The sequence below is a fragment of the Streptomyces sp. NPDC030183 genome (assembly GCF_055573455.1).
On the sequence record NZ_JBVIBK010000006.1, the window covers coordinates 17,070 to 41,991 of the forward strand.

Annotated in this window: 21 protein-coding genes and 2 tRNA genes; 5 read left to right on the top strand and 18 right to left on the bottom strand. The window is 68.9% G+C overall.

All coding sequences use genetic code 11. The annotated features are described in order from the left end of the window. Positions 1-24 precede the first annotated feature (24 nt). The 5 genes from ACZ4Z2_RS08690 to ACZ4Z2_RS08710 are packed head-to-tail and all read right to left on the bottom strand — an operon-like array spanning position 25 to position 3,734. Positions 25-1,311 (bottom strand): class E sortase, encoded by a 1,287-nt coding sequence (locus ACZ4Z2_RS08690; RefSeq protein WP_468073796.1) that lies wholly within the window; start codon positions 1,309-1,311, stop codon positions 25-27. Continuing rightward, entirely contained in the window at positions 1,308-1,958 is a 651-nt protein-coding gene (locus ACZ4Z2_RS08695; protein WP_468073798.1) for an aminodeoxychorismate/anthranilate synthase component II, read from the bottom strand. Before ACZ4Z2_RS08695 ends, ACZ4Z2_RS08690 begins: the two co-directional genes overlap by 4 nt. Continuing rightward, positions 1,955-2,116 (bottom strand): hypothetical protein, encoded by a 162-nt coding sequence (locus ACZ4Z2_RS08700; protein ID WP_468073800.1) that lies wholly within the window; start codon positions 2,114-2,116, stop codon positions 1,955-1,957. Before ACZ4Z2_RS08700 ends, ACZ4Z2_RS08695 begins: the two co-directional genes overlap by 4 nt. Before the next feature lie 53 nt (positions 2,117-2,169). Beyond that, the gene (locus tag ACZ4Z2_RS08705; protein ID WP_468073802.1) at positions 2,170-2,862 is read right to left on the bottom strand and encodes a class E sortase; all 693 of its coding nucleotides are present in this window, start codon (positions 2,860-2,862) and stop codon (positions 2,170-2,172) included. 26 nt (positions 2,863-2,888) lie between these two features. Beyond that, complete coding sequence (locus ACZ4Z2_RS08710; RefSeq protein ID WP_468073804.1) at positions 2,889-3,734, bottom strand: DUF881 domain-containing protein; 846 nt, start codon at positions 3,732-3,734, stop codon at positions 2,889-2,891. A gap of 141 nt (positions 3,735-3,875) precedes the next feature. On the opposite strand from ACZ4Z2_RS08710, the gene crgA reads away from it, so the two are divergent. Next, positions 3,876-4,130 carry a cell division protein CrgA gene (gene crgA / locus ACZ4Z2_RS08715; protein ID WP_159770046.1) on the top strand — a complete coding sequence of 85 codons (255 nt, stop codon included), beginning with the start codon at positions 3,876-3,878 and terminating at the stop codon, positions 4,128-4,130. Between the two features lie 302 nt (positions 4,131-4,432). Here the strand turns inward: crgA and ACZ4Z2_RS08720 are convergent, their stop codons facing one another. Both ACZ4Z2_RS08720 and ACZ4Z2_RS08725 read right to left on the bottom strand, forming a co-directional pair. Next, on the bottom strand, positions 4,433-5,326 hold the full coding sequence (locus ACZ4Z2_RS08720) for a rhomboid family intramembrane serine protease (protein WP_468073806.1): 894 nt from the start codon (positions 5,324-5,326) through the stop codon (positions 4,433-4,435). A 156-nt stretch (positions 5,327-5,482) separates the two neighbouring features. Then, a complete protein-coding gene (locus ACZ4Z2_RS08725; protein WP_468073808.1) occupies positions 5,483-6,016 on the bottom strand; it encodes a peptidylprolyl isomerase in 534 nt (177 codons plus the stop codon). A gap of 363 nt (positions 6,017-6,379) precedes the next feature. Between ACZ4Z2_RS08725 and ACZ4Z2_RS08730 the strand changes: the two genes are divergently transcribed. Continuing rightward, positions 6,380-7,081 (top strand): DUF5324 family protein, encoded by a 702-nt coding sequence (locus ACZ4Z2_RS08730; RefSeq protein WP_468073810.1) that lies wholly within the window; start codon positions 6,380-6,382, stop codon positions 7,079-7,081. A 382-nt stretch (positions 7,082-7,463) separates the two neighbouring features. Here ACZ4Z2_RS08730 and ACZ4Z2_RS08735 read toward each other — a convergent pair. Beyond that, a tRNA-Ala gene (locus tag ACZ4Z2_RS08735) sits at positions 7,464-7,536 on the bottom strand. A gap of 182 nt (positions 7,537-7,718) precedes the next feature. Here ACZ4Z2_RS08735 and ACZ4Z2_RS08740 point away from each other — a divergent pair. Both ACZ4Z2_RS08740 and ACZ4Z2_RS08745 read left to right on the top strand, forming a co-directional pair. Beyond that, on the top strand, positions 7,719-8,267 hold the full coding sequence (locus tag ACZ4Z2_RS08740) for a helix-turn-helix domain-containing protein (RefSeq protein WP_033530590.1): 549 nt from the start codon (positions 7,719-7,721) through the stop codon (positions 8,265-8,267). Positions 8,268-8,659: 392 nt separating this feature from the next. Beyond that, positions 8,660-10,777, top strand: coding sequence for a serine/threonine-protein kinase (locus ACZ4Z2_RS08745; RefSeq protein WP_468073812.1), 2,118 nt, complete (start codon positions 8,660-8,662; stop codon positions 10,775-10,777). A gap of 77 nt (positions 10,778-10,854) precedes the next feature. On the opposite strand, the gene ACZ4Z2_RS08750 is transcribed toward ACZ4Z2_RS08745, so the two are convergent. Both ACZ4Z2_RS08750 and ACZ4Z2_RS08755 read right to left on the bottom strand, forming a co-directional pair. Further along, positions 10,855-12,360, bottom strand: coding sequence for a hypothetical protein (locus tag ACZ4Z2_RS08750; RefSeq protein ID WP_468073813.1), 1,506 nt, complete (start codon positions 12,358-12,360; stop codon positions 10,855-10,857). A gap of 366 nt (positions 12,361-12,726) precedes the next feature. After that, a complete protein-coding gene (locus ACZ4Z2_RS08755; RefSeq protein WP_003999697.1) occupies positions 12,727-12,855 on the bottom strand; it encodes a DLW-39 family protein in 129 nt (42 codons plus the stop codon). Positions 12,856-13,182: 327 nt separating this feature from the next. Between ACZ4Z2_RS08755 and ACZ4Z2_RS08760 the strand changes: the two genes are divergently transcribed. Further along, complete coding sequence (locus tag ACZ4Z2_RS08760; RefSeq protein WP_468073815.1) at positions 13,183-13,548, top strand: DUF6344 domain-containing protein; 366 nt, start codon at positions 13,183-13,185, stop codon at positions 13,546-13,548. Positions 13,549-14,254: 706 nt separating this feature from the next. Here ACZ4Z2_RS08760 and ACZ4Z2_RS08765 read toward each other — a convergent pair. The 8 genes from ACZ4Z2_RS08765 to dnaN all read right to left on the bottom strand — a co-directional run bounded on the left by ACZ4Z2_RS08765 (position 14,255) and on the right by dnaN (position 24,409). Then, a tRNA-Ile gene (locus ACZ4Z2_RS08765) sits at positions 14,255-14,331 on the bottom strand. Between the two features lie 142 nt (positions 14,332-14,473). Further along, positions 14,474-15,313: a DUF3566 domain-containing protein gene (locus tag ACZ4Z2_RS08770; protein WP_468073817.1), complete on the bottom strand. Its 840-nt coding sequence runs from the start codon at positions 15,311-15,313 to the stop codon at positions 14,474-14,476. An 18-nt stretch (positions 15,314-15,331) separates the two neighbouring features. Then, positions 15,332-17,929, bottom strand: coding sequence for a DNA gyrase subunit A (gene gyrA, locus ACZ4Z2_RS08775; RefSeq protein ID WP_468073819.1), 2,598 nt, complete (start codon positions 17,927-17,929; stop codon positions 15,332-15,334). Between the two features lie 42 nt (positions 17,930-17,971). Beyond that, a complete protein-coding gene (gene gyrB, locus ACZ4Z2_RS08780) occupies positions 17,972-20,041 on the bottom strand; it encodes a DNA topoisomerase (ATP-hydrolyzing) subunit B (protein WP_468073821.1) in 2,070 nt (689 codons plus the stop codon). Positions 20,042-20,425: 384 nt separating this feature from the next. Further along, positions 20,426-20,959 carry a DciA family protein gene (locus tag ACZ4Z2_RS08785; RefSeq protein ID WP_468073823.1) on the bottom strand — a complete coding sequence of 178 codons (534 nt, stop codon included), beginning with the start codon at positions 20,957-20,959 and terminating at the stop codon, positions 20,426-20,428. Then, the gene (gene recF / locus ACZ4Z2_RS08790) at positions 20,956-22,080 is read right to left on the bottom strand and encodes a DNA replication/repair protein RecF (RefSeq protein WP_468073825.1); all 1,125 of its coding nucleotides are present in this window, start codon (positions 22,078-22,080) and stop codon (positions 20,956-20,958) included. Before recF ends, ACZ4Z2_RS08785 begins: the two co-directional genes overlap by 4 nt. Positions 22,081-22,189: 109 nt before the next feature. Continuing rightward, positions 22,190-23,065, bottom strand: a complete 876-nt coding sequence (gene gnd, locus ACZ4Z2_RS08795) for a phosphogluconate dehydrogenase (NAD(+)-dependent, decarboxylating) (RefSeq protein ID WP_468073826.1) — start codon at positions 23,063-23,065, stop codon at positions 22,190-22,192. 213 nt (positions 23,066-23,278) lie between these two features. Beyond that, positions 23,279-24,409, bottom strand: coding sequence for a DNA polymerase III subunit beta (gene dnaN, locus ACZ4Z2_RS08800; RefSeq protein WP_468073828.1), 1,131 nt, complete (start codon positions 24,407-24,409; stop codon positions 23,279-23,281). Positions 24,410-24,922: the final 513 nt, after the last annotated feature.

The window sequence follows — 24,922 nt, forward strand, 5'->3', positions numbered from 1 at the left end:
GTTCATCCGCCCTTGGTCGAGCCCCTACTGGACGAGCGCGTCGGGCTTGCCCTTGCTGCGCGGCCGTTCCTCCACCATCTTGCCCCACACGATCATGCGGTACTTGCTGGTGAACTCCGGGGTGCACGTGGTGAGGGTGATGTAGCGGCCGGGCCCGGTGAATCCTGAGCCAGGGGGCACCGGTTCGAGCACGCTGATGTTCTTCGGCGACGTCACCGGCAGGATCGAGGCCATGTCGTAGACGTAGTACGTGTCCTGCGTCTCCACGACGATCGGGTCGCCCGGCTTGAGCCGGTTGATGTAGCGGAACGGTTCTCCATGGGTGTTCCGGTGCCCAGCGATACCGAAGTTGCCCGTCTTGTCCTGGGGCATCGCCGTCTTGGTGCTGTTCTCGTCGTAGTGCCCGACCATCCCGCGGTCCAGGACCTTCGTCTTGCTGGTGCCCTCGGCGATGGGCACGACCACGTCGAGCTTCGGAATGTGCAGGATGGCGAAGCCCTGGCCCGGCTCGAACGCGCCGGGCGCGCGCTTGCCGCTCTTCCACTCCTCCTGGAGGCTCGTCGCCTCCCGGCCCGCCTGCTGCTGTGCCCGGATGTTCGACCACCAGAGCTGGTACGTCACGAAGAGCAGCATCAGCACGCCGGTGGTGATGAACACCTCGCCGATCGCCCGGCTCGCGAGCACGCCCATGCTGGGCTTGCGTGCCCGCGCGGCCCGGCGCGCCTCGACCCGGGAGAGCGGCGCCGACGCCGCTACGGCCGCGTCTAAGGGCTTGGCGGGCCCCTGAGCGGCTCCGGAGCCCGCGCGGGCCGCCGGGGGCCCTCCGTGCCTCCCGTGCCGTCTCGCGGCCTTACGGCGCGCCGCACGGCCCCCGGGAGCGGGCGGCGTATGTATCGCCTCCGCTTCGGCGGCGAGCCGCCGGGCCTCCTCCACCCGGAGGGCCACCGTCTCCTCGTCGATCGGAGGGTGCTCCTGGGCGGTGTCGACCGAGGGGTGGTCATGCACGGGCGGCTCATAGGCGGCGGGCCCTGCCGACGGATAGGCGGTCGGTTCGTAGCTCTCGAACGGCTCCCCGTAGGGCGTCCTGGGGCGCGGTTCGTACGACGGCTCCGCGTAGTCGCGTCGGCTGTACCAGTCGCCCTGCGAGTACTCCGTCCCGTGGGCCTGTGCCTGCGGCGGGGCGTACCACTGCTGCGGCGGTTCGGCCGGGGGCGGGGTGCGGAAGTCCTCCGCCTCGAACGACTCGGCGCCCCCGTACGCGGCCTCGCCGCCGTAGGGGGCACTCTCGCGCTCGGGGCGCAGTGCTGTCACGCCGTGGCCCTGCCCACCACCGGGGCGAGCCCCGCCGACCTCGCCACGGCGCCTTCGTCCCCGCATTCCACCAGCCAGTTGGCCAGCATGCGGTGGCCGTGCTCGGTGAGCACCGACTCGGGATGGAACTGCACGCCCTCGACGGGCAGTTCACGGTGCCTGAGGCCCATGATGATTCCGTCGTGCGTGCGAGCCGTGACCTCCAGTTCGACCGGCACGGTCGCGGGCTCGGCGGCCAGCGAGTGGTAGCGGGTGGCGGTGAACGGGGTCGGCAGGCCCGCGAAGACGCCCCTGCCCTCGTGTTCCACCAGCGAGGTCTTGCCGTGCAGCAGCTCGGGGGCGCGGTCCACCACACCGCCGTACGCCACCTGCATGGACTGCATGCCGAGGCACACCCCGAAGACGGGTACGCCGGTCTCGGCGCAGTGGCGGACCATGTCGACGCAGACGCCGGCCTCCTCGGGAGTGCCCGGTCCGGGGGACAACAGGACACCGTCGAAGTCGTCCTGTGCGTGCGCGGTCGCCACCTCGTCGTTGCGCAGCACCTCGCATTCCGCGCCCAGCTGGTACAGGTACTGGACCAGGTTGAAGACGAAGCTGTCGTAGTTGTCGACGACGAGGATGCGGGCGGGTCGGGCGGCACTCACTGGTCGTTCACCGTCACATCGTTGAAGGGCAGCAGGGGCTCCGCCCAGGGAAAGACGTACTGGAAGAGGACGTAGACGACGGTCAGGGTGAGCACGATGGAGAGCAGCGCCTTCACCCACACGTTGCCGGGCAGATGCCGCCAGATCCAGCCGTACATGCCGTCCCTTCCTTCACACCACGGCACCGGACTCACGCCGTACCGCCACCAGACTAACGGCGGAGTGCCTCAGGTTTCCCTGACTCCACAGGCTTCGTGGATTCGAGATGGCCCCACACGATGAGCCGATGGCTGTGGCCCCACTCCGGGTCGCAGGTCGTCAGCGTGAGATAGCGTCCCGCGCGCGTGTAGCCCGATTTTTTCGGCACGGGGTCAATGACCTGGACGTCCGTGGGCAATGTCCGATAGGGCCCCTGGTCGAGGACGTACGTGTACCAGTGGGCTCCGTCGGTCAGGACGACCGCGTCACCGGAGCGCAGCTTCGGAAAATCTTTGAAGGGATCCCCGTGGGTGCGGCGGTGGCCGGCGACCGCGAAGTTTCCCTTCTGCCCCAGCTGAGCGGTGTTCGCGTAGTGCCCGAGCCCTTTCTTCAGGGTGTTGGTCCTGGTGCCCTCCAGAACGGGCTTGTTCCACGTGAAACCAAGGCGCGGGATGTACATGAGGGCGAAGGGTTTCGCGTCCTTGTACGGCGCGGGCGGCTTCGGACTCGCCGTGGTCCCCGGGGCGGACGTCGGTCGCGCCGGCTGCCTCGCCCATTGGTCCCGGAGCAGATCGGCCTGGCGGTCCATCTCGGTGTCGGCCTTCACGCCGGTCCAGAAGAGCACGTAGACGACGAAGAGCACGATCAGGGTGCCGGCGGTGATGCAGAGCTCGCTGACGGTCCTGACGATCACACGCACCGACACAGGTCCCCCGGCTGCCGTTACGGGCTCTACTCCACGGGCTTCGCGTACTGCAGATCCACTGTGCCCGAGTAGCCGGGCAGAGTCACCGGCCCGTCCTCGGTGACTTTCCAGCCGAGTCCGTAGACGTTGACGTACACCATGTAGTTCTGGATCGCCTTGCTCTCGGCGAGCGCCTTACGCAGCCTCTGGGGGTCACCGATCGCCTGGATCTTGTACGGGGGCGAGTAGACGCGGCCCTGGAGGATCAGGGTGTTGCCGACGCACCGCACGGCGCTGGTGGAGATGAGCCGCTGGTCCATGACCTTGATGCCCTTGGCGCCGCCGAGCCACAGGGCGTTCACCACGGCTTGCAGGTCCTGCTGGTGGATGACCAGGTAATCGGGTTGCGGCTCGGGGTAGCCGGGGAGCTTGGCGGTGGCGTTGGGCGGGGCGTCGTTGAGGGTGACGGTGATGGCCTCGCCCTTGAGCTTCTGGGTGCCGGCGTTCTTCTCCAGCGCGGTGAGCCGTGCGTCCTCGACCTCGGTGCTGCCATCGTCCCGCTCGGCGAGGGCCTCGACATCGTCACGGAGCACCGCGTTGGACTCGTCGAGCTGCCCGTTCTTGTGGCTGCGCTCCTGAATGAGGTCGGACAGCTTGAGCAACGAGGCGTCCGTGCGGATGTTCGTGCCCTTGGCGGTGTCGAAGCTGGTGAAGAAGATCAGCCCGGCGAGGGCGAAGACCCCCACGGTGAGCACGCGCGCGGGCCGGAAGCTGCCGCGGGCGGACCCGTCACCGGTAGCGGAGGACGATGCGCCGTCGGGCTCGGCGGTCCCGGATCCCGTCCCAGAGGAGTCGCCGGAACCGGCCTCGGGGGAGTCGGCTGAATTGCTCAACGTACCCTTATCTCCTTAGGCGGCGCGGAAGCACTACGCTAACGGACGCCCGGGGGAGCATTCAGTGTCCCCTTGTACGCTGCCCCGGAGCCCGCCCCGTTCCCTGCGCGGCCACGCAGCGCATCGACAGGAGAGACCCTCGTGCCGAAGTCACGTATCCGCAAGAAGGCCGACTACACGCCGCCGCCGTCGAAGCAGGCCACAGCCATCAAGCTGAACAGCCGCGGCTGGGTGGCTCCCGTCATGCTGGCCATGTTCCTCATCGGCCTGGCATGGATCGTCATCTTCTACGTGACCGATGGCTCGCTGCCCGTCGACTCCCTCGGCAACTGGAACATCGTGGTGGGCTTCGGCTTCATCGCCGCCGGATTCGGCGTCTCGACCCAGTGGAAGTAGCACCTTCCACCCCGGCGTGACCAGCCCTCCCCAGAGCTATCCACGGAGTTATCCACAGGCGTTTTCCACAGTGGGGAAAAAGAACGACGATCTGTGGATAACTCATCGGGCGTTGACGCCGGTATGACTGCCCCGTCGACTCCGTAAAGATGTTCGCCCCCTGCCTGACCTGCGGAAACGCAGGTGAGCGACAGGGGGCACACCTGTTCCCGCACCCTATGCACAAGATCCGCCACGGTCTGTGGACAACAGTGCTCCGCGACGCGGATCAGGGGCCGTGCAGGAGCCTGTTCTGGGCCGGATCAGTTGAGCTGGGCCGTCCTGACCAGGGTCATGACGACGACCGCGGCAAGGACCAGGGCACACACCCCGAACTGGATCAGCGACCTCCGCTCCCGCGGCGCGTGCACCATCGCGTAGCCGACGACGACACCGCCGACGAGCCCTCCCACATGCGCCTGCCAGGAGATGTTGAACATCGGGGTGAAGGTGAAGATCAGGTTGATCACCAGCAGGATGACCAGCGGGCGCATGTCGTAGTTGAGGCGCCGCATGAGGACGCCTGTGGCGCCGAAGAGGCCGAAGATCGCCCCGGACGCACCGAGGGACGGTTGGTTCGGAGCGGCCAGCAGGTAGGTGAGGGCACTGCCCGCGAGGCCGGAGACGAAGTAGAGCGTCAGATAGCGGGCCCGGCCCAGGGCCGCCTCCAGGGGGCCGCCGATCCACCAGAGACTGAGCATGTTGAACAGGATGTGCGTGACGCCGCTGTGCAGGAACATCGACGTGACCATCCGGTACCACTGGCCTTCGGCGACGCCCTGGAGCGAGGTGCCGAGCTCAGGGACCCAGGCCCGCGCGACGAGGGAGAACCGGTCGGTGAAGCGGTCGCCCAGTGACATCTGCACCAGGAACACCAGCAGGTTCGCGCCGATCAGGATCTTGGTGAGAAGCCGGGGATCCGCGCTGACGGTGCCGCCCGCGAGGGTGCGGGGCTGGGAGGCGGAGGACGCGTGGCCCGTGCCCGAGCCGTTGCGGACGCACTCCGGGCATTGGAAGCCCACGGAGGCACTCACCATGCACTCGGGGCAGATGGGGCGCTCACAGCGGGTGCAGCGGATACCTGTCTCGCGATCGGGGTGCCGGTAGCAGGTGGGCAGGCTCTGCGCGTCCCGCGGGGTGCTCGGCACCTGGTCCATCGGGTCCCCTCCGTCTCTCGTGTGGAACGCATCGGCCCCGCCCATCCTTACGGATGAGCGGGGCGAATGGTTCCCTTCGGGACCTTGCGAACCTTTCGGTTCGGCAGGCGCGGACACCGCTCAGGCCCCGGCCCGTCTGGCGGGCCTTCGGGCGGCTCAGCCCTGGCGCGTCTCGACGACGACGGACTCGATGACGACGTCGTTGACCGGGCGGTCGGTGCGCGGGTTGGTCTGGATGGTCGCGATGGTGTCGACGACCTTCTGGCTGGCCGCGTCGACGACCTCGCCGAAGATGGTGTGCTTGCGGTTCAGCCACGCCGTCGGAGCGACGGTGATGAAGAACTGCGAGCCGTTGGTACCCGGACCGGCGTTGGCCATGGCCAGCAGGTAGGGCTTGTCGAACGCGAGGTCCGGGTGGAACTCGTCGCCGAACTGGTAGCCGGGGCCGCCGGTGCCGTTGCCCAGCGGGTCACCGCCCTGGATCATGAATCCGCTGATCACCCGGTGGAAGACCGTGCCGTCGTAGAGCTTGTCCGTGGACTTCTGGCCGGTCGCCGGGTGGGTCCACTCACGCTCGCCCTTGGCGAGCTCGACGAAGTTCTTGACCGTCTGGGGCGCGTGGTTCGGCAGCAGCCGCACCTCGATGTCGCCGTGGTTGGTCTTCAGGGTGGCGTACAGCTGCTCAGCCACGATCTGCCTTCCGTTGTCCTCTGTGACTCCACCGATCCTCGCACGGACGGCGCCCGGAGTCGCCCGGCGGCCACTCCCATGTACGGCATGCGCACGGAAATCAGGTCCAGTACCCACGGTATCGGCGCGCTTGGCGACGATCCGTGGCATTGTCGGCACTGTCGTGGACAAGCTCCCGTTGCCCCGTATTCATCCGCAATTGCACATCACCGGATCTCGGGCGGTCGTCCGCTTCCTGATCGCACGGAGTCGGTTCGCATGACCCGGATGCCCGCCCTCGCATGCCTCAGAGCTTTCCGAGAGGCATGATCGCCAAAAGGGTGGAAAGTCGAAATACCGTACGCCACCGAGGAGGAGGATCCCGTGACCCGCATCGACAGCGTGCGCGCCGCGACCGGTTCGGCGAAGGACAGCGTGCTGCACGCCGCGGAAGTGGTGGCGCCTTACGCCGACACGGCCAAGGAAAAGGCCTCGCACTACGCACATGAGGCGCGCGTGAAGATCGCGCCGAAGGTGTCGCAGGCCGCGGAACAGGCACGCGTCCAGTACGGCGCCCTTGTCGTCCCGCGTCTGGAACAGGCACGCACGCATGTACCGCCGAAGATCGACAGCGCGGCCCATGAGGCCGCCCTGCGCACCCGCAAGGCAGCCCGCCAGGCCGCCGACTACTCCCGCCCGCGATTCGAGCAGGCAGTGGCCGCTGCCGGCCCCATGCGTGAGGAGGCCACGGCCCGGAGCGTGGCGGCGTTGGCCGCACTGCGCGGCCAGGTGTCGCCCGAGCAGATCCAGAAGCTCGTCCGCAAGCAGCAGCGCCGCGCCAGGGCCGGCCGCGCCTTCAAGGGCGTGGCCGTGATCGGTCTCCTCGCGGGCGGCGCCTTCGCCGCCTGGAAGTGGTGGGACAAGCAGGCCAACCCCGACTGGCTGGTCGAGCCCCCCGCCGCCACCGAGGTTTCCGAGCCCGGTCGGCTGTCCTCCGTGGACGGGAGCGGTGAGTCCGCCCTCGACCCCGAGGTCGAGGCCAAGCAGGCCGAGGACGAAGCGGCGAACCGCGACGACCGCCGCTGAGGCGTCCGGAGCGAGGCGCCTTTCAACAGCCCTGCGGGCCGGAAGACTTGACGGTCTTCCGGCCCGCAGGGCTGTTTCACGTGAAACACGCATGCCAGCCGCAGACCCCGCATACCTCTTCCGGAATGTGTCCATCCGATTGCAAAGGGTAATAGCCACCTACGGCCCGCCATCTCTATGACGCAGACCATGGTTTTCGCATATGCGCACGTCTGCCCACGCCGCGAGCCGTCTCACGGCTCCAGGGGCAGTCCGACCGCCCACTGCACAGATCGCGATCGCGACGCGGCTCGGTTGGAGTGCTGGGTGATGGGCTAGCGGCGGAGCACAGAAAAAGGGCTGGGCCGGACGTCCTATGACGTCCGGCCCAGCCCATCCGCTGTGGAGCCTAGGGGAGTCGAACCCCTGACATCTGCCATGCAAAGACAGCGCTCTACCAACTGAGCTAAGGCCCCGTAAGGGAACGGTCCGCCCGGAAGTACCGACCACCGGGTGGTGCCGCAGACCAGAGTACCGGGTCACCCCCGGTATCTCGCAAAAAGATTGGGGGTCCCCGTGAACGACCACTCTCCGTAAGATGCTCGTCGTGGTTCGCTACAGCGAACCGCAGTTTTTGGGGAAGCGATGGGGAGACGCAATGGACGCCGCACAGCAGGAAGCGACCGCAAGAGCCCGGGAGCTGCAGCGGAACTGGTACGGGGAGCCACTGGGGGCGCTCTTCCGTAGGCTCATCGAGGACCTGGGTCTCAACCAGGCCCGTCTCGCGGGGGTACTGGGCCTTTCCGCACCGATGCTGTCGCAGCTGATGAGCGGTCAGCGGGCCAAGATCGGGAACCCGGCCGTGGTTCAGCGGGTGCAGCTGCTGCAGGACCTGGCGGGGCAGGTCGCGGACGGCAGCGTGAGCGCCGCCGAGGCGACCGAGCGCATGGACGAGATCAAGAAGTCGCAGGGGGGATCTGTGCTCAGCAACACCACGCAGTCGACGACGAGTTCCGGGGCGCCCACGGTGAAGCGGGTGGTCCGCGAGATCCAGTCGCTGCTGCGCTCGGTGGCGGCCGCGGGCGACATCATCGAGGCGGCGGACACCCTCGCCCCGACCCACCCCGAACTGGCAGAGTTCCTCCGGGTGTACGGCGCGGGCCGCACCTCGGACGCGGTGGCTCACTACCAGTCCCACCAGAACTGAGCTGGAGGCCCGGTCACCGAGACGGGGTCGGCGACCGGGCCGCGGTCGAGACGGGGGAGATACGGGGGGCGCGATACGGGGGACGGGGTGCAGCGCTGACCAGGCTCACCGAAGTAACCGGAGTAACCGGAGTCACGAGGACGCGAACGTAGGCTCGACGAGAGCCGAGAGGCCAGGGGGCACAGGGCCGGAGAAGTTGAAGCTACGCATTGGCTGCAGAGGGGGGCAGAGTCGACGACGGGCCGAACAGAACGACCGGGGGACAGAGGTACGGAATTGAGCTCCGTGGGAAACCGGTAGGCAGAAGCCGACTCCGCGGGGGCGGCCCGAAAGCCGTGTCCTCCGCCGACGGGCAGCCAAGGGGGGAGCCGAAGGGGGAACGACGCACAACCATGGGTGAGGTCTTCGCCGGCCGGTACGAACTGGTCGACCCGATCGGACGCGGGGGAGTCGGCGCGGTCTGGCGCACCTGGGACCACCGACGCCGCCGGTACGTCGCCGCCAAGGTCCTGCAGCAGCGCGACGCGCACGCTCTGCTCCGCTTCGTCCGCGAACAGGCCGTGCGGATCGACCACCCTCATGTGCTCGCGCCCGCCAGCTGGGCCGCCGATGACGACAAGGTCCTGTTCACCATGGATCTGGTCGCCGGGGGCTCCCTGGTCAACCTCATCAACGACTACGGTCCCCTTCCGCCTGCCTATGTCTGCGTCCTGCTCGACCAGCTGCTGTCCGGCCTGGCCGCCGTGCACGCGGAAGGCGTCATCCACCGCGACATCAAGCCCGCCAATGTGTTGCTGGAGGCCACCGGCACGGCTCGGCCCCGCCTCCGCCTGTCCGACTTCGGCATCGCCATGCGCCTGGGCGAGCCCCGGCTGACCGAGACCAACTACGTGGTCGGGACGCCGGGTTACTTCGCCCCCGAACAGATGCTGGGCGCGGACCCCGACTTCCCCGCCGACCTCTTCGCGGTGGGCCTCGTCGCTCTGTACCTCCTGGAAGGCGCCAAACCCGACTCCAAGGCGCTCATCGAACACTTCGCCGCCCACGGCACACCGAAAGCTCCCCGGGGCATCCCGGAGCCTCTCTGGCAGATCATCGCCACCCTGCTCCAGCCGGACCCCAACGCCCGCTTCCGTACGGCCACGGGTGCCCGCAAGGCCCTCGCCGCCGCCACCGAGCTGCTTCCTGAGCCCGGCCCCGACGACGAACTGGTGGAGGTGTTCGACCAACTCGGCCCCCTTCCCATGGGATTCGGTCCGGAAGGCCCTCTGCAGCGAGCGTCAGGACTGGATCCGACCGGGACGGGCACGGGCGCCACGTCGTCGCAGACCGCAGGCCGAGGGACCGGCTCCTCTCGGGTCAGCGCGGAGACCCCTCACGCGGACACCCCCGGTGCGGACACCCCTGCTGCGGAAGCCCGGGGTGCGGAAGCCCAGGCGCCAAGTGCGGATGTCCACCCGCCAAGTGGGGAGGCCGCCCGGTCAGGTGCTGAGGCCGCTTCCAACTCGCCTGGCTGGTCCACCCCTTCACCTTCCGGCTTGCCCGGCTTGTCCGGCGCCCCCGGCATGGAGGTGACCCCTCCGCCTCCGCATCCTCCTGCTCCCCCGCTTCCCGCTCAGCTGCCTGAACCCACACCATCCCAGGGCTCGCTCGCGCAGCCCGGCTCAGGCGCCCTCCCTCAAGCTCCACCTAACGGCTCCGCACCTCAACCGCCTTACGCGGGCGCCGCATTGCCGCCGCCGATGCCCACAACAGCGCCGCCCCAGACCAGCTCAAGCGCCGGCCACAGCTCAGGCACCGGCTCAGGCACCGGCACCGGCACCGGCACCGGCACCGGCACCGGCACCGGCACCGGCACCGGCACCGGGCACTGGTATCAGGGTGCGGGCGCCCCCTCTGAGCAGCCCGCCGGCCAGCTGGGCCCCGAGCCGCCCCCCGGCGCCGTACCGACGCAGTCCGAACCCATACCGTCGGGCACCGACCCTGCGCCACCGCGACCCGAGCGCGACCCGGTGCCGACCCAGCCGTCCACGATGTCGGACACCGGCAGCTTCCATTTGCCGCCACCGCATGTGCTGGCCGCCCACGCTCCACCACGTCAGGCGGATCCGCAGTACGCAGAGCCGCTGCAGACAAAGCCACTGCACGCGCAGCCACCTCACGCTGAGCCCCAGCACCACGCTCCCGGCTACCCCCAGCAACAGGCGGATCAGCAGGCCACTCCCACAGCCGGGACGCCCCTGCACGCATCGTCGCTCCACGAACCCACGCATGTGCCCTCCCCTCAACCGCAACCGCCCCTGGGCCTCTCTCAGCTCTCGACCCCGGCGGTGCACCAGCCTGCGTACGCCTCTACTGGTTCATACACCGCACAGGTGTCGCAGGTTCCACGTCGATCGAGGGCGAATGGGCGGCGCCGCCCCGGCCCACCCGCGAAGGTGGTCATCCCGGTCCTGCTGCTGGCCATGGCCTGCTTTGCCGTGGGGTTCTGGGCGCTGGGTCAGCTCTAACCCTCAGCCAGGGTTCCGACCCCGCCGCCCGCGACGACCGTCGGCGGATCCTCCCGCCGAGGGCCATCCGTCGACCGCTACCGCCCTCGGGACGGCCCATGCCGCCCCCGCCGCGCTGCCCTGCCGCCCCCGGTTCCCACCGTTCCTCCCGCCGGCCCCGCGGGCCGTTCCGCCGCGGCCCGGCGGCGCGCCACGAGCGTCCACAGCACCAGCCCCAGCACCAGCAGGCTCCCCGTACCGATCCCGCCCGCGGCGACCGCCGTCATGGCCAGACGTCTGCCCTCGCTGATCGTGGACCCGTCCGAACCACCGGTGCTCTCATCGCCGCCAGTACCCCCCGCGTCACCGGCACCGGCTTCCCCGGTCCCGTCCAGCGTCTCCCCCGTCCCCGCCCCGGTCTCCGCGGCCTCACGGTCCTGGTCGGTGACCTCGAAGACGCCGCGCGGCTCGGCCCGGCCCAGATACCCGGGTCCTGGCTCTGCCTGCCCCGACACCCGAATCCGCAGGGTCAGCCCGATCGGCTTCTCGCCGAAGCCTTCGGCCACCGCCGAGCCGAGGTGGACCGCCAGGTAGTACCAGCCGGCGAACCGCATACCCCTGGCCTCGTCGTCGAGGGAGTAGCGGTTTTCGTAGGCAACCGGGGGAAGCAGGTCGAGGGCGGCGGAGCGCTGATCACCGCGGTAGTTGACGAGTACGTCGTCCACACGGCCCCGCGCCGGGTTGTACAGCGACATGACCAGCGCGTTGCCCACATGCCCGTCGCCGGTCGAACTGCCCAGCTCGACGCCGGCGTACAGCTGCTGCCCCCAGTCGACGGGGACCTTGTAGTACAGCGTCTCTCCGGCCTTGATCCCGGTCTCGTCCTGCCAGATCCCCTGTGCCAGAGGGCCGGCCGAGGCGAAGCCGCTCCCTCCGCGTCGACGCTCGGGATCTCCCGGCAGGGCTTCGGGCGACGCGGAGTTCCAGGTCTCCGGGGCGGCCGTCGAGCCGCCCTTCTTCACGGCGGGTTCCCACACGTACGCGAGTTCGAGCCCCCACTCCTGGGCCGAACCCGGCCCCCCGGAACCCAACGACCCTCCTGCCGCCCCTGACCCCCTTGACGCACCGGTCCCACTCGACCCACCAGACACCGCCCCACCTGGTGACCCACCGGACGACGCCCCTGGCGACGTGCCCGAACCAACACGTTCGACGACGAGGTAATACGCCCCGGCCGCCTGGCACATGTACTCGTCGGCGCCGATCTCCCGTGAGGCCCAGGCGGTCACTGGGTGGGCGCTGCGGGTGGGACCGAAACGGGCGTTCCCATAGGAGCAGCGGTGGGCGTCGACGTCCTCGATGGAGACCCTGAGCCCGTCGGAGGAGGCGACGCTCGCCCCTGCCGCGGGTACGGCGGTGCCCGAGACGTAGGCGTTGGCGAAGCCGTCGAGATCAAGGCGGTAGTAGAGCTTCTCGCCGGGGCCGATGGAACTCCGGTACGTCCTGCCCGGTGTCAGCCGCACCGCTTGCGTGGTGCCCGTCGAGCCGTCGACGGTCGTGGCCCCCTCAGCGTAGGAGTAGGGCGTCAGTGCGTCGGCCGCCATGGCGGGACCGGGCTGTGCCGTGGCGATGAGCAGGGCCGCTCCCGCGGCTGCCGCAGCGGACCCCCAGACCCTGCGCCGCCAACCCGTGCGCCGCCCCATCCCGCGCCACCCCTCGTCGTAGCCCCGAACGCGCCCATCCTGCCGTTCCATCCGCACAGATGCGCGCCTTCTCAGGGACGAGCGGCCGAAATCGCGTTCTTGACAGAGCCATGTTTTGCCATTGCAAGCGAAACATTCGCGACAGCGAAGTCCTGACCTCTTCCAGCTCCGCCCTAAGTCCCTGCACTCCCCGGCCGAGGTGCCCAAGGGACACAAAACCCCGGCCGTGAGCACGGCCGGGGTCTGTTCTGAGACTGATGTCGATGTTCACGAACCCGTGGGCACGGAGTCAGTCGCCTCCGTCCACAGATCCTGCTCGGCGCGATCCGCCTGGATCTGGCGGTACACGAGGAGCCCGCCGATGGCGGCCAGTGCGACCAGGAGAAGCTTCTTCACCGCGCGACCTCGTCTTTCCTTGACGTAGGGGACCTCTGGCGCCCGACTATACACACCGACCGATATCGATCGGTGACCTGCGCCGCCCCCTCAACTCCCGGCCGGAAGAGCCCAGTAGAACCGGACGCCGCCGCTCCTGTCGCGGGTTCATCACACCGGTTTCCCGGACGACTTCGCAGCTCCGGGGAACTCTCGCACCCCCTTGCACCCATCCGAGTGGTGTTGATCTGAAGATCGACGCGCCACGGGCGTCGGTCCCGCACTTCGCGGCCCGCATACACATCATGAGGAAAGTACGCAAATCGCCCGACCCGAAAGTGAGGGGCCATGGCCCAGAACACGGTCATGAAGCTGTGGACCACCATCGTCACCGCCTTCCTCGCGCTGTGCACGGCGCTCGGACTCATCACGACCACGGCGGCCGCCGCGGTACCGCAGACCGAGACCACCCGCAACTGCGCGGCCCGTACGACGACCGCGGCCCTGCCCCTCCCCTCCCGCCCCCGCGATCACGCGCTGCCCCCCACGATGAAGCAGCGCATCCGCGCGGAGGCGCACGGCTCCTCGCCCTCCTGTCGCCACCTGACGGCCCCGGACAGCCCTCTGGACGAGGCGTCGGCCCTCACCGTCCCGCCGGCCGCTCCTGACGCCCCTTCCGCACCGGCCGAGCCCCTGGCACGCCTCCAGCGCTGATCCACAGACCGCGGAACCCGCGACCGGCCCCACTGCGACGAGCAGCCACGAACGCGCAGCCCACGGCCGCCTACCACTCGCGAAGTCCGCGCCCACCAGCCACGTCCACCCGTACACTCGGCGATCCTGCGTACGACGCCCCGGACCCCAGAGGAAACCCCCGGCTCACGGCCGGGGGTTTCGTACGTCCCGGCCGAAATCACTCCGGTGCGCTCACACGCACCGGCTTGCCGAATTCCTCGAACGTCACGCCGTTGCACTTCCCGGCGGTTCCGTCGGCGTCGAACGCCCGGGTGTAGCCAGCGTCCTCCAGCAGGATCGTCTCCGTGCGGAGCCGAGTAGCGCCCCGGATCGGCGTTCTCGAGCGCCGCCCCCCCATCGAACGAACCACGAGCCCCGGCGATGGCCGAAGCGCCGTTCTTCGACGTACGCCCGGAGGTGTTCCCCGTGTCCCCGGCGCCGCAGCCGGCGAACAGGACGGCGGCCGCGGTTCAAGCCGCGACGGTGGTTGAGTGGCGCATGACAGAGGCTCCCACGCTTAGCTGACCGCCGAGTCCGTCATGGCCGGAACAAACGCATGTGCGGCGTATCACGCGGCAGATTCGCGGCGCATCACGTTCCGCATGGGCAGAACGTCGTGCGCCCCCTGGCGTCGACCGAAGATGCGAAAGACCCCCAGCCGCTACCGACTGGGGGTCTTCTTCGCTGGTGGGGCTAACAGGATTTGAACCTGTGGCCTCATCCTTATCAGGGATGCGCTCTAACCAACTGAGCTATAGCCCCGCCGCGCTCTGCGGGGTGTGTCCCGCGCGCTGACTCCTGAAGATTAGCGCACGACGTGGGCAGTCCCAAAATCGATACCCGGAGAGGGCCCGCGACGCGGTGGGACACCCCGCTGAGGGCCTCCCTTCAGAGCGCCGTCGCCCTACTCGTCCTCCGCCAGCGTCAGCTCGATGCCGCCGACGAAGCCCGCGGAGAGGTTGTAGATGAAGGCGCCGAGGGTCGCGAGGGCGGTGGCGAGGACGACGTCGATGACCGCGATGATCGTCGTGAAGATCAGCACGTTGGGCAGCGACAGGAACGCCTGCAGATCGAAGCCGTTGGACTCGTTCGAGCCGGTGGCCTCGGAGATCGTCGCGCCGACCGTGGAGAAGACGCCCATCGCGTTCATGACCATCCACAGCACCGCGGCCGCGACGATCGTGCAGATGCCGAGGGCGATGGAGAGCAGGAAGCTGACCTTCATCACCGACCACGGGTCGGCCTTGGCCACCCGCAGCCGCGCCTTGCGGGTACGCGGCACGGTCCGCGCCCCCGTACGCGGAAGACGGGACGCGTTCTCGTCCGGTCCTCCCGCCGGGTATGCCTGCGGCGGGTGGTACGGCCCCGCCTGCTGCTGCGGGCCGCGCTCCCCGGGGAGAGCCGAGCCGGCGGCCTGCGCCGACGGCTGCGCGCCGGCCCTCGGCTGGGGCTGCGTCGGCGTCTGGCGCCCGCTCCCGCCCGGCGCGGCCGCCGGGGTCCCGGGCGCCGGCGCCTTGGCCTGCGCACCCCTCGTGTCCGTCACGCTTCCCCCCTGCGGTCCATGCTTCTCGGACGAGGGTGAGGGCGAAGCCGAATCGGTCGGGTTCGGCTTGATCGCCTTCAGTTGCGTCGTGTGCGTGTCCATCGCACGCGCGGCGGAGCCACGGCCGCCGCCGTCCGTTTCCGCACCGGTCGAAGTGCCGGACGAACTACCGGACGATCCGGCGCCCGTGGCTCCGCTCACGCTGACTCACTCCTCGTGCTACTCGGCCGAGGGCGCCTCACCCTCGTCCGTGCCGATCGTCGCGACGCCCTCGGCGGTCTCGTCGACGGCGTCCTCGCCGTCGACCTCCTCCGCCTCACGTCCCGCCTCGGCGTTACGGGCGATACCGACCACGGCATCGCGCTTGCCCAGGTTGATCAGTTGGACGCCCATGGTGTCACGGCCGGTTTCCCTGATCTCATTGACTCGCGTACGAATCACACCGCCCGACAACGTGATGGCGAGGATCTCGTCGGTCTCCTCGACCACCAGCGCGCCGACGAGGGAACCGCGGTCCTCCACGATCTTGGCGGCCTTGATGCCGAGGCCGCCGCGACCCTGAACGCGGTACTCGTCGACGGCGGTCCGCTTCGCGTACCCGCCGTCTGTGGCAGTGAACACGAACGTACCGGGTCGAACAACATTCATCGAGAGCAGCTCGTCTCCCTCGCGGAAACTCATGCCCTTGACACCCGAGGTCGCACGGCCCATGGGCCGCAGCGCGTCGTCGGTCGCGGTGAAGCGGATCGACTGTGCCTTCTTGCTGATCAGAAGGATGTCATCCTCTGCCGATACGAGTTCGGCTCCGATCAGTTCGTCATCGGAACCGTCCTCCTTCTCACGGAGGTTGATCGCGATGACGCCGCCGGAACGGGGCGAATCGTAATCCTTCAGAGGCGTCTTCTTCACAAGACCGCCCTTGGTGGCGAGCACCAGGTACGGCGTGGCCTCGTAGTCGCGGATCGCGAGGATCTCCGCGATGGCCTCGTCCGGCTGGAAGGCCAGCAGGTTGGCGACGTGCTGTCCACGCGCGTCACGTCCCGCGTCCGGCAGCTCGTAGGCCTTGGCCCGGTACACACGGCCCTTGTTGGTGAAGAACAGCAGCCAGTGGTGGGTCGTGGACACGAAGAAGTGGTCGACGATGTCGTCTTCCTTGAGCTTCGCGCCGCGTACGCCTTTGCCGCCGCGCTTCTGCGCCCGGTAGTCGTCGGTCTTGGTGCGTTTGACGTAACCGCCGCGCGTGACCGTGACGACGATGTCCTCCTCGGCGATGAGGTCCTCGATGGACATGTCGCCGTCGTAGGGGACCAGCATCGTCTTGCGGTCGTCGCCGTACTTCTCGACGATCGCGGCGAGTTCGGCGCTGACGATCCCGCGCTGGCGGACCGGGGACGCGAGGATCTCGTTGTACTCGTTGATCTTCGCCTGAAGTTCGGCGTGCTCCTGGAGGATCTTCTGACGCTCCAGGGCGGCCAGCCGGCGCAGCTGCATCTCGAGGATGGCGTTGGCCTGGATCTCGTCGATCTCCAGGAGCTCCATCAGGCCGGTGCGCGCGATGTCGACGGTGTCGCTGCGCCGGATCAGCGCGATGACCTCGTCGATGGCGTCCAGGGCCTTCAGCAGACCACGCAGGATGTGCGCGCGCTCCTCGGCCTTGCGCAGCCGGAACTTCGTACGGCGGACGATGACCTCGATCTGGTGCGTCACCCAGTGGCGGATGAACGCGTCCAGGGAGAGCGTGCGCGGCACGCCGTCGACCAGCGCCAGCATGTTGGCGCCGAAGTTCGTCTGCAGGTCGGTGTGCTTGTACAGGTTGTTCAGCACGACCTTGGCGACCGCGTCCCGCTTCAGCACGATGACCAGGCGCTGGCCCGTGCGGGAGGACGTCTCGTCACGGACGTCGGCGATGCCGCCGATCTTGCCGTCCTTGACGAGGTCGGCGATCTTCTGCGCGAGGTTGTCCGGGTTGACCTGGTACGGCAGTTCCGTGACCACCAGGCACTGGCGGTTCTGGATCTCCTCGACCTCGACGACCGCGCGCATCGTGATGGAGCCGCGGCCCGTGCGGTACGCCTCCTCGATGCCCTTGCGGCCGACGACCAGGGCGCCGGTCGGGAAGTCGGGGCCCTTGATCCGCTCGATCAGCGCGTCCAGGAGCTCCTCGTGGGATGCCTCCGGGTTCTCCAGGTACCACTGGGCGCCGGCCGCGACCTCGCGGAGGTTGTGCGGCGGGATGTTGGTGGCCATGCCGACCGCGATACCGGCCGAGCCGTTGATCAGCAGGTTCGGGAAGCGGGCCGGCAGGACGGTCGGCTCCTGGGAGCGGCCGTCGTAGTTGTCCGTGAAGTCGACGGTCTCCTCGTCGATGTCACGGACCATCTCCATCGACAGCGGCGCCATCTTGCACTCGGTGTAGCGCATGGCCGCCGCCGGGTCGTTGCCCGGAGAGCCGAAGTTGCCGTTGGAGTCCACCAGCGGCATGCGCATCGACCACGGCTGCGCGAGGCGGACCAGCGCGTCGTAGATCGAGGAGTCGCCGTGCGGGTGGTAGTTGCCCATGACGTCGCCGACGACGCGGGCGCACTTGTAGAAGCCCTTCTCGGGCCGGTAGCCGCCGTCGTACATGGCGTACAGGACACGGCGGTGGACGGGCTTGAGACCGTCGCGTACGTCGGGCAGCGCGCGGGACACGATGACGGACATCGCGTAGTCCAGGTACGAGCGCTGCATCTCCGTCTCGAGCCCGACGGGCTCGATGCGCAGGGTGGTCTCGCCCTCGTTGGGGTCAGGCGTGACGGGGGTGATCTCGTCGGCCATTGCTGGTGGGGATCCTTCCTGGTGCGGTCAGCTGAGACCGACTCAGATGTCGAGGAAGCGGACGTCCTTGGCGTTGCGCTGGATGAACTGGCGCCGGGCCTCGACGTCCTCGCCCATGAGCACCGAGAACAGCTCGTCGGCCTGGGCGGCGTCGTCGAGCGTGACCTGGCCGAGGACACGGTGGTCCTGGTCCATGGTCGTGATGCGCAGCTCCTCGGCGTTCATCTCGCCGAGACCCTTGAAGCGCTGGATCGAGTCTTCCTTGATGCGCTTGCCGTTCTGCCGGCCGAGCTCGATCAGGGCGTCGCGCTCGCGGTCCGAGTAGGCGTACTCGAAGTCGTCCCGGCCCCACTTGATCTTGTAGAGCGGCGGACGCGACAGGAAGACGTGTCCGGCCTCGACCAGCGGGCGCATGAAGCGGAACAGGAAGGTCAGCAGCAGGGTGTTGATGTGCTGACCGTCGACGTCGGCGTCCGCCATCAGGATGATCTTGTGATAGCGGAGCTTCTCGATGTCGAAGTCCTCGTGGACCCCGGTGCCGAAGGCGGAGATCAGCGCCTGGATCTCCTGGTTCTGCAGGATCTTGTCGATCCGCGCCTTCTCGACGTTGAGGATCTTGCCGCGGATCGGGAGGATCGCCTGGTACTGCGGGTTGCGGCCGGACTTGGCGGAGCCGCCGGCGGAGTCACCCTCGACGATGAAGATCTCGCACTTGGTGGGGTCGTTCGACTGGCAGTCGCTCAGCTTGCCCGGCAGGGACGCCGTCTCCAGCAGGCCCTTGCGGCGCGTGAGGTCACGGGCCTTGCGGGCCGCCACGCGCGCGGTGGCCGCCTGGATGGACTTGCGGATGATGTCCGCGGCCTCGTTCGGGTTGCGGTCCAGCCAGTCGGTGAGGTGCTCGTGCACGACCTTCTGCACGAAGGTCTTGGCCTCCGTGTTGCCCAGCTTGGTCTTGGTCTGGCCCTCGAACTGCGGCTCGCTCAGCTTGATCGAGATGATCGAGGTCAGACCCTCACGGATGTCGTCACCGGTGAGGTTGTCGTCCTTCTCCCGCAGCAGCTTCTTGTCGCGCGCGTAGCGGTTGATCAGACCGGTGAGCGCCGCGCGGAAGCCCTCTTCGTGGGTACCGCCCTCGTGCGTGTGGATGATGTTGGCGAAGGAGTACACACCCTCGCTGTAACCGCTGTTCCACTGCATCGCGATCTCGACGGAGAGGTGCCTCTCCTTGTCCTCCGCCTCGAAGTCGATGACGGAGGGGTGCACCACGTCCCCCTTGCGGGAGTTGAGGTGCTTCACGAAGTCGACGATGCCGCCCTCGTAGTGGTACGTGACCGTCTTGACCTCGTGCTTCTCGTCCTCGCCGGCCTCGTCAGCGCCCGCGGTGGCCTTGGCGGACTCGCGCTCGTCAGTGAGTTTGATCGTCAAACCCTTGTTGAGGAACGCCATCTCCTGGAAGCGCCGCGAGAGCGTCTCGAAGGAGTAGTCGGTGGTCTCGAAGATGTCCGGGTCGGCCCAGAAGGTCACCGAGGTGCCGTGCTCCTCCGTGGCCTCGTGCCTGGCCAGCGGGGCCGTCGGGACGCCCAGCTTGTAGTCCTGCGTCCAGCGGTAGCCGTCCGTCTTGACCTCGACGGCCACCTTGGTCGACAGCGCGTTCACGACGGAGACACCCACGCCGTGCAGACCACCGGAGACCGCGTAGCCGCCGCCGCCGAACTTGCCGCCGGCGTGCAGGACGGTCAGCACGACCTCGACGGCAGGCTTGCCCTCCGACGGGACGATGCCCACGGGGATGCCACGGCCGTTGTCCACGACACGGACGCCGCCGTCGGGCAGGATCGTCACGTCGATCGTGTCGGCGTGCCCGGCCAGGGCCTCGTCGACGGAGTTGTCGACGACCTCCTGCACCAGGTGGTGCAGGCCACGCTCACCGGTCGAGCCGATGTACATGCCGGGCCGCTTGCGGACCGCGTCCAGCCCTTCGAGGACGGTGATGGCGCTGGCGTCGTACGCCGAGGATGAGGCCTCGGCCGTTCCGGCCAGGGCCTCGGTGGACGGGATGTTCTCGTTGGGGTTGCCGGAATCGGCCACGAAGCGCCCTTTCTGGCACAGCACAAGCCAGGCTCCCGGCGGGTTTGCCGGAGCGGCTGCGGCATGTAGCGGTGGAAGCCTTTGTCAGCGTTGCACAGTGTTTCCGAAGCGGTCCCCACGAATGGGGCGGGTTTCGCTTCCAGTCTACCGGTAGCGCCGACAGTGATGGGGGTTTGCCGGTACCTGAGTCCGCATGTGCCGCCCTCAACCGGTCCTTCCCGACTCCCCATATGCGGAGCGGGGCTCCAGGAGGCTCACGGAGGCACTCAGCGCTTTCGGGTGTCAACCCTTTGCTACCCCCGGGTCAGGTAGGGGTTCGCATCCGCACGCGACCGAGTGCGCGGGATCACAGGGGGGGGCGACCGGGCGGCCGACGGCCTCCGGGCGAGCGTCAAAATGTGACTACGGTCACCCGTAGGTATCGCCAGGACCGGTGCTTCCGGGGGCCCGCAGCGGGCCATAGCGGTGGGCGGGACCACCGGGGCCGTGGACCTTGAGCAGCCGTACGGTGCCGTGGCCGAGGTCCTCGTTGAGCCGGGCGACCAGTTGCGGGGCGAGCAGGCGCAGGTTCGTCGCCCAGGCCGTGGAGTCGCACCGCACGTGCAGGACCCGCTCGTCCTCGTCGTACCGCTCGGGAACGCAGCGCCTGGCCAGGTCGTCGCCGACGATCTGCGGCCAGCGGCCCATCACTCCGCCGACGGCGGCCGGCGTCTCCCAGCCCCGCTCGGTGATCAGACGGTTGATGGCGGAGCCGAGGGCCATCGGGTCCCGGCCGTCGGTTCGGGCGCCGGAGCGCAGACCGCCGCCGCGCCGCGCCTGGCTCTTCTGCCGGGCGGCGTCCCCACGCGCGCGTGCGGCTTCCTTGGCGGCGCGCAGCGCCACGCGCGCGAGGTCCACTCCGGACGGCTCGGGAGTCTTCGGGCTCCCCTCGGATCCGCTCATACGCGCTCCACCGTCCCGTCGGACACGGCGAACCGCGTCCCCGTCAGGACGCCGGGCACGTCGTCGTCGACCGCGGCGGTCACCAGGACCTGCTCGCCCGGCGCGACCAGCTCGGCCAGCCGCTCCCGCCGTCGCGCGTCCAGCTCGGCGAAGACGTCGTCGAGGATCAGCACCGGCTCGTTGCCCTCGGCCCGCAGCAGGTCGTAGGAGGCGAGGCGCAGCGCCAGGGCGTACGACCAGGACTCCCCGTGTGAGGCGTAGCCCTTGGCGGGCAGCTGACCGAGTTTGAGAACCAGATCGTCCCGGTGGGGGCCCACGAGCGTGACGCCCCGCTCGATCTCCTGCTTGCGGGCCTCGGCGAGGGCGGCCGTCAGCTGCTCGTACAGCTCCTCGCGCGCGTGCCCCACGATCCCTGGAGAGGAGGGTTTGTATTCCAGACCGACGGGGCCGCCGCCGGGGGCCAGCTGCTCGTACGCCTTGTCGGCCAGCGGCTGGATCGCGGCGACCAGGTCCAGGCGCTGGGCGAGCAGTTCGGCGCCGACGCGCGCGAGGTGCTGGTCCCAGACGTCGAGTGTGGACAGGTCCATCGTGCGGCCGCCGTGGCGGCGGGCCAGTGCGGCCGTCTTCAGGAGGGTGTTGCGCTGCTTGAGGACCCGCTCGTAGTCGGAGCGCACACCCGCCATGCGGGGCGCCCGCGCGGTGATCAGCTCGTCGAGGAAGCGGCGCCGCTCGCCGGGGTCGCCCTTCACCAGGGCGAGGTCCTCCGGCGCGAACAGCACCGTCCGTACGATGCCGAGCACATCACGCGGCCTGACCTGCGATGACCTGTTGATGCGGGCGCGGTTGGCCTTGCCGGGGTTCAGCTCCAGCTCGACCAGTTGCTGCCGCTCGCCCTGCCGCACCTGGGCCCGGATGACCGCCCGGTCGGCGCCCATGCGGACCAGGGGCGCGTCGGAGGAGACGCGGTGGCTGCCGAGGGTGGCCAGGTAGCCGACGGCCTCGACCAGGTTCGTCTTGCCCTGTCCGTTGGGCCCGACGAACGCGGTGACGCCCGGGTCGAGCGGGACCTCGACCCGGGCGTACGAGCGGAAGTCGGCCAGCGACAGATGCGTGACGTGCATGGTCGGCTGCCGACCTCCCCCAGGGGTTGTGGACCGCGGTGCGGTCCTGTGGATGACTTGTCGTCGACCGTAGTGGTGTTCGTGTGTTCCGCGGGCCTTGGGGCGCGGGTTACTTCTTCTCGACCGCGTGGCCGCCGAACTGGTTCCGCAGCGCCGCGATCATCTTCATCTGCGGTGAGTCCTCCTGGCGCGACGCGAACCGCGCGAAGAGGGAGGCCGTGATCGCCGGCAGCGGCACGGCGTGGTCGATGGCCGCCTCCACCGTCCAGCGGCCCTCGCCCGAGTCCTGTGCGTAACCGCGGAGCCCGTCCAGGTGCTCGTCCTCGTCCAGGGCGTTCACGGCCAGGTCGAGCAGCCAGGAGCGGATGACCGTGCCCTCCTGCCAGGAGCGGAAGACCTCACGGACGTCCGTGACGGAATCGACCTTCTCCAGCAGCTCCCAGCCCTCGGCGTACGCCTGCATCATCGCGTACTCGATGCCGTTGTGAACCATCTTCGCGAAGTGCCCGGCGCCGACCTTGCCGGCGTGCACCGCACCGGAGTCGCCCTCGGGCTTCAGCGCGTCGAAGACCGGCTGGACCCTGGCCACGTGCTCCGCGTCGCCGCCGTACATCAGCGCGTAGCCGTTCTCCAGGCCCCAGACGCCGCCGGAGACTCCGCAGTCGACGAAGCCGATGCCCTTGGCCGCCAGCTCCTCGGCGTGCTTCTCGTCGTCCGTCCAGCGCGAGTTGCCGCCGTCCACGACGACGTCGCCGGGCTCCAGGAGTTCGGCCAGCTCGTCGATGGTCGACTGGGTGGGGGCGCCTGCCGGGACCATCACCCACACGACGCGGGGGCCCTTGAGCTTGCCCACAAGCTCTTCGAGGCTGTGGACATCGGCGAGATCCGGGTTCCGGTCGTATCCGATGACGGTGTGGCCCGCGCGGCGTATCCGCTCGCGCATGTTGCCGCCCATCTTGCCGAGGCCGACGAGACCGAGCTCCATCAGTTGTTCCTTAGGTTGCGACGTGGCATGAGGGCACTGCGTACCCATGCACGAGCCTAAACCCGGACGCTCACGCACACCTGTGGGCATAGCCGCTCATACGTACGCCCCGACCTGCGCTTTCGCACCGAGGGCCCGGTGATCCACCGGGCCCCGCAGCGCTGTGGACGATCTCCGGCCGCCCGAGGGCGGCGACAGGCGTCGCCCGGCGGGTCAGCCGCTGAGCCGCACCGGCATGATCAGGTACTTGTATGCCTCGTCCGCCTCCGCGTCCACCGCGGGCTTGCCGCTGAGCAGCGCGGGCTTGGTGGACGTCGTGAAGGACAACTGCGCGACCGGGGAGTCGATGGCGCTCAGGCCGTCCAGCAGGAACGTGGGGTTGAAGGCGATCGAGATGTCGTCGCCCTCCAGCTGGGCGTCGACCCTTTCCACAGCCTGTGCGTCGTCGCTGGAACCGGCCTCCAGCGTCAGCGCGCCCTGCTCGAAGCTGAGCCGCACCGGGGTGTTCCGCTCGGCGACCAGGGCCACACGCTTGACGGCCTCCACGAACGGGGCGGTCTCGATCACGGCCACGCTGTTGAACTCGGTCGGGAACAGCGTGCGGTACTTCGGCAGGTCGCCCTCGAGAAGGCGGGTGGTCGTCCGGCGGCCGGCGCCCTCGAAACCGATCAGGCCCTCGCCCGCGCCCGAGCCGGAGAGCGCCAGGATGACGCTGTCGCCGCTCGTGAGCGCCTTGGCGGTGTCCAGGAGCGTCTTGGCGGGCACCAGGGCGACCGCGGAGGCGTCCGGGTTCTCCGGCTTCCACAGGAACTCGCGGACCGCGAAGCGGTAGCGGTCGGTGGAGGCCAGCGTGACCGTGTCGCCCTCGATCTCGATGCGCACACCGGTGAGAACGGGCAGCGTGTCGTCGCGCCCGGCGGCGATGGCCACCTGGGCGGCGGCGGAGGCGAAGACCTCGCCGGGGACGGTGCCCGTGGCGTTCGGCATCTGCGGCAGGGACGGGTACTCCTCCACAGGCAGTGTGTGAAGGGTGAACCGTGAGGAACCGCAGACCACCGTCGCCCGTACACCGTCTGTGGAAATCTCCACCGGGCGGTTGGGGAGGGCGCGGCAGATGTCGGCGAGGAGACGGCCCGAGACGAGGACGGTGCCCTCCTCCTCGACCTCCGCCTCCACGGACACCCGCGCGGAGACCTCGTAGTCGAAGCCGGACAGGCTCAGCTGGCCTTCCTCGGCCTTCAGAAGGAGGCCGGCGAGGACAGGCGCCGGCGGACGGGCCGGGAGGCTGCGCGCCGCCCAGGCCACGGCCTCCGCGAGTACGTCGCGTTCCACCCGGATCTTCACTGTTGCCGCCTCCTGCTGTTGCCGGCGCTTCTCGGCCTGCCTGGCTTCGTCGTCTGTCGCGGTGTCGCTGGCTCCTGCGAGGGGAAGGACACCGGGGAACAGTCTGACGCACACCACTGACACTCGGAGCCTTCCGGGGTCAAGTCGTGACGAGGCGCGGTCGGGCAGCCGAGAGCGAGTTGTGCACAGGGCCCCCTTCGAAACGAACTCCCAGCTCTCTCTAGTTGGGAGTAGTAGTAGGGGCTGTGGAAACCGTGGATAACCGCGTTTGCGCAGCTCAGGTCGGAGATTTTGTCCACGGGGCCTGTGGGTGGAGGCGGTGGACAACCACGCCTGTCTGTGGAGAACAGAAAGTTCTGCACACCCCGTGCACAGCCTGACGGCACTTCTCCCCAACCGCGTCCCCAGGTTTACCCACCTTTCCCACAGCCCAACCAGGCAACTTCATGTGACGCCTTTCACTCGACGCGGTGAGAAGGCAGGTTTGCTTGCCGAACAGTGGACAGGCATGTG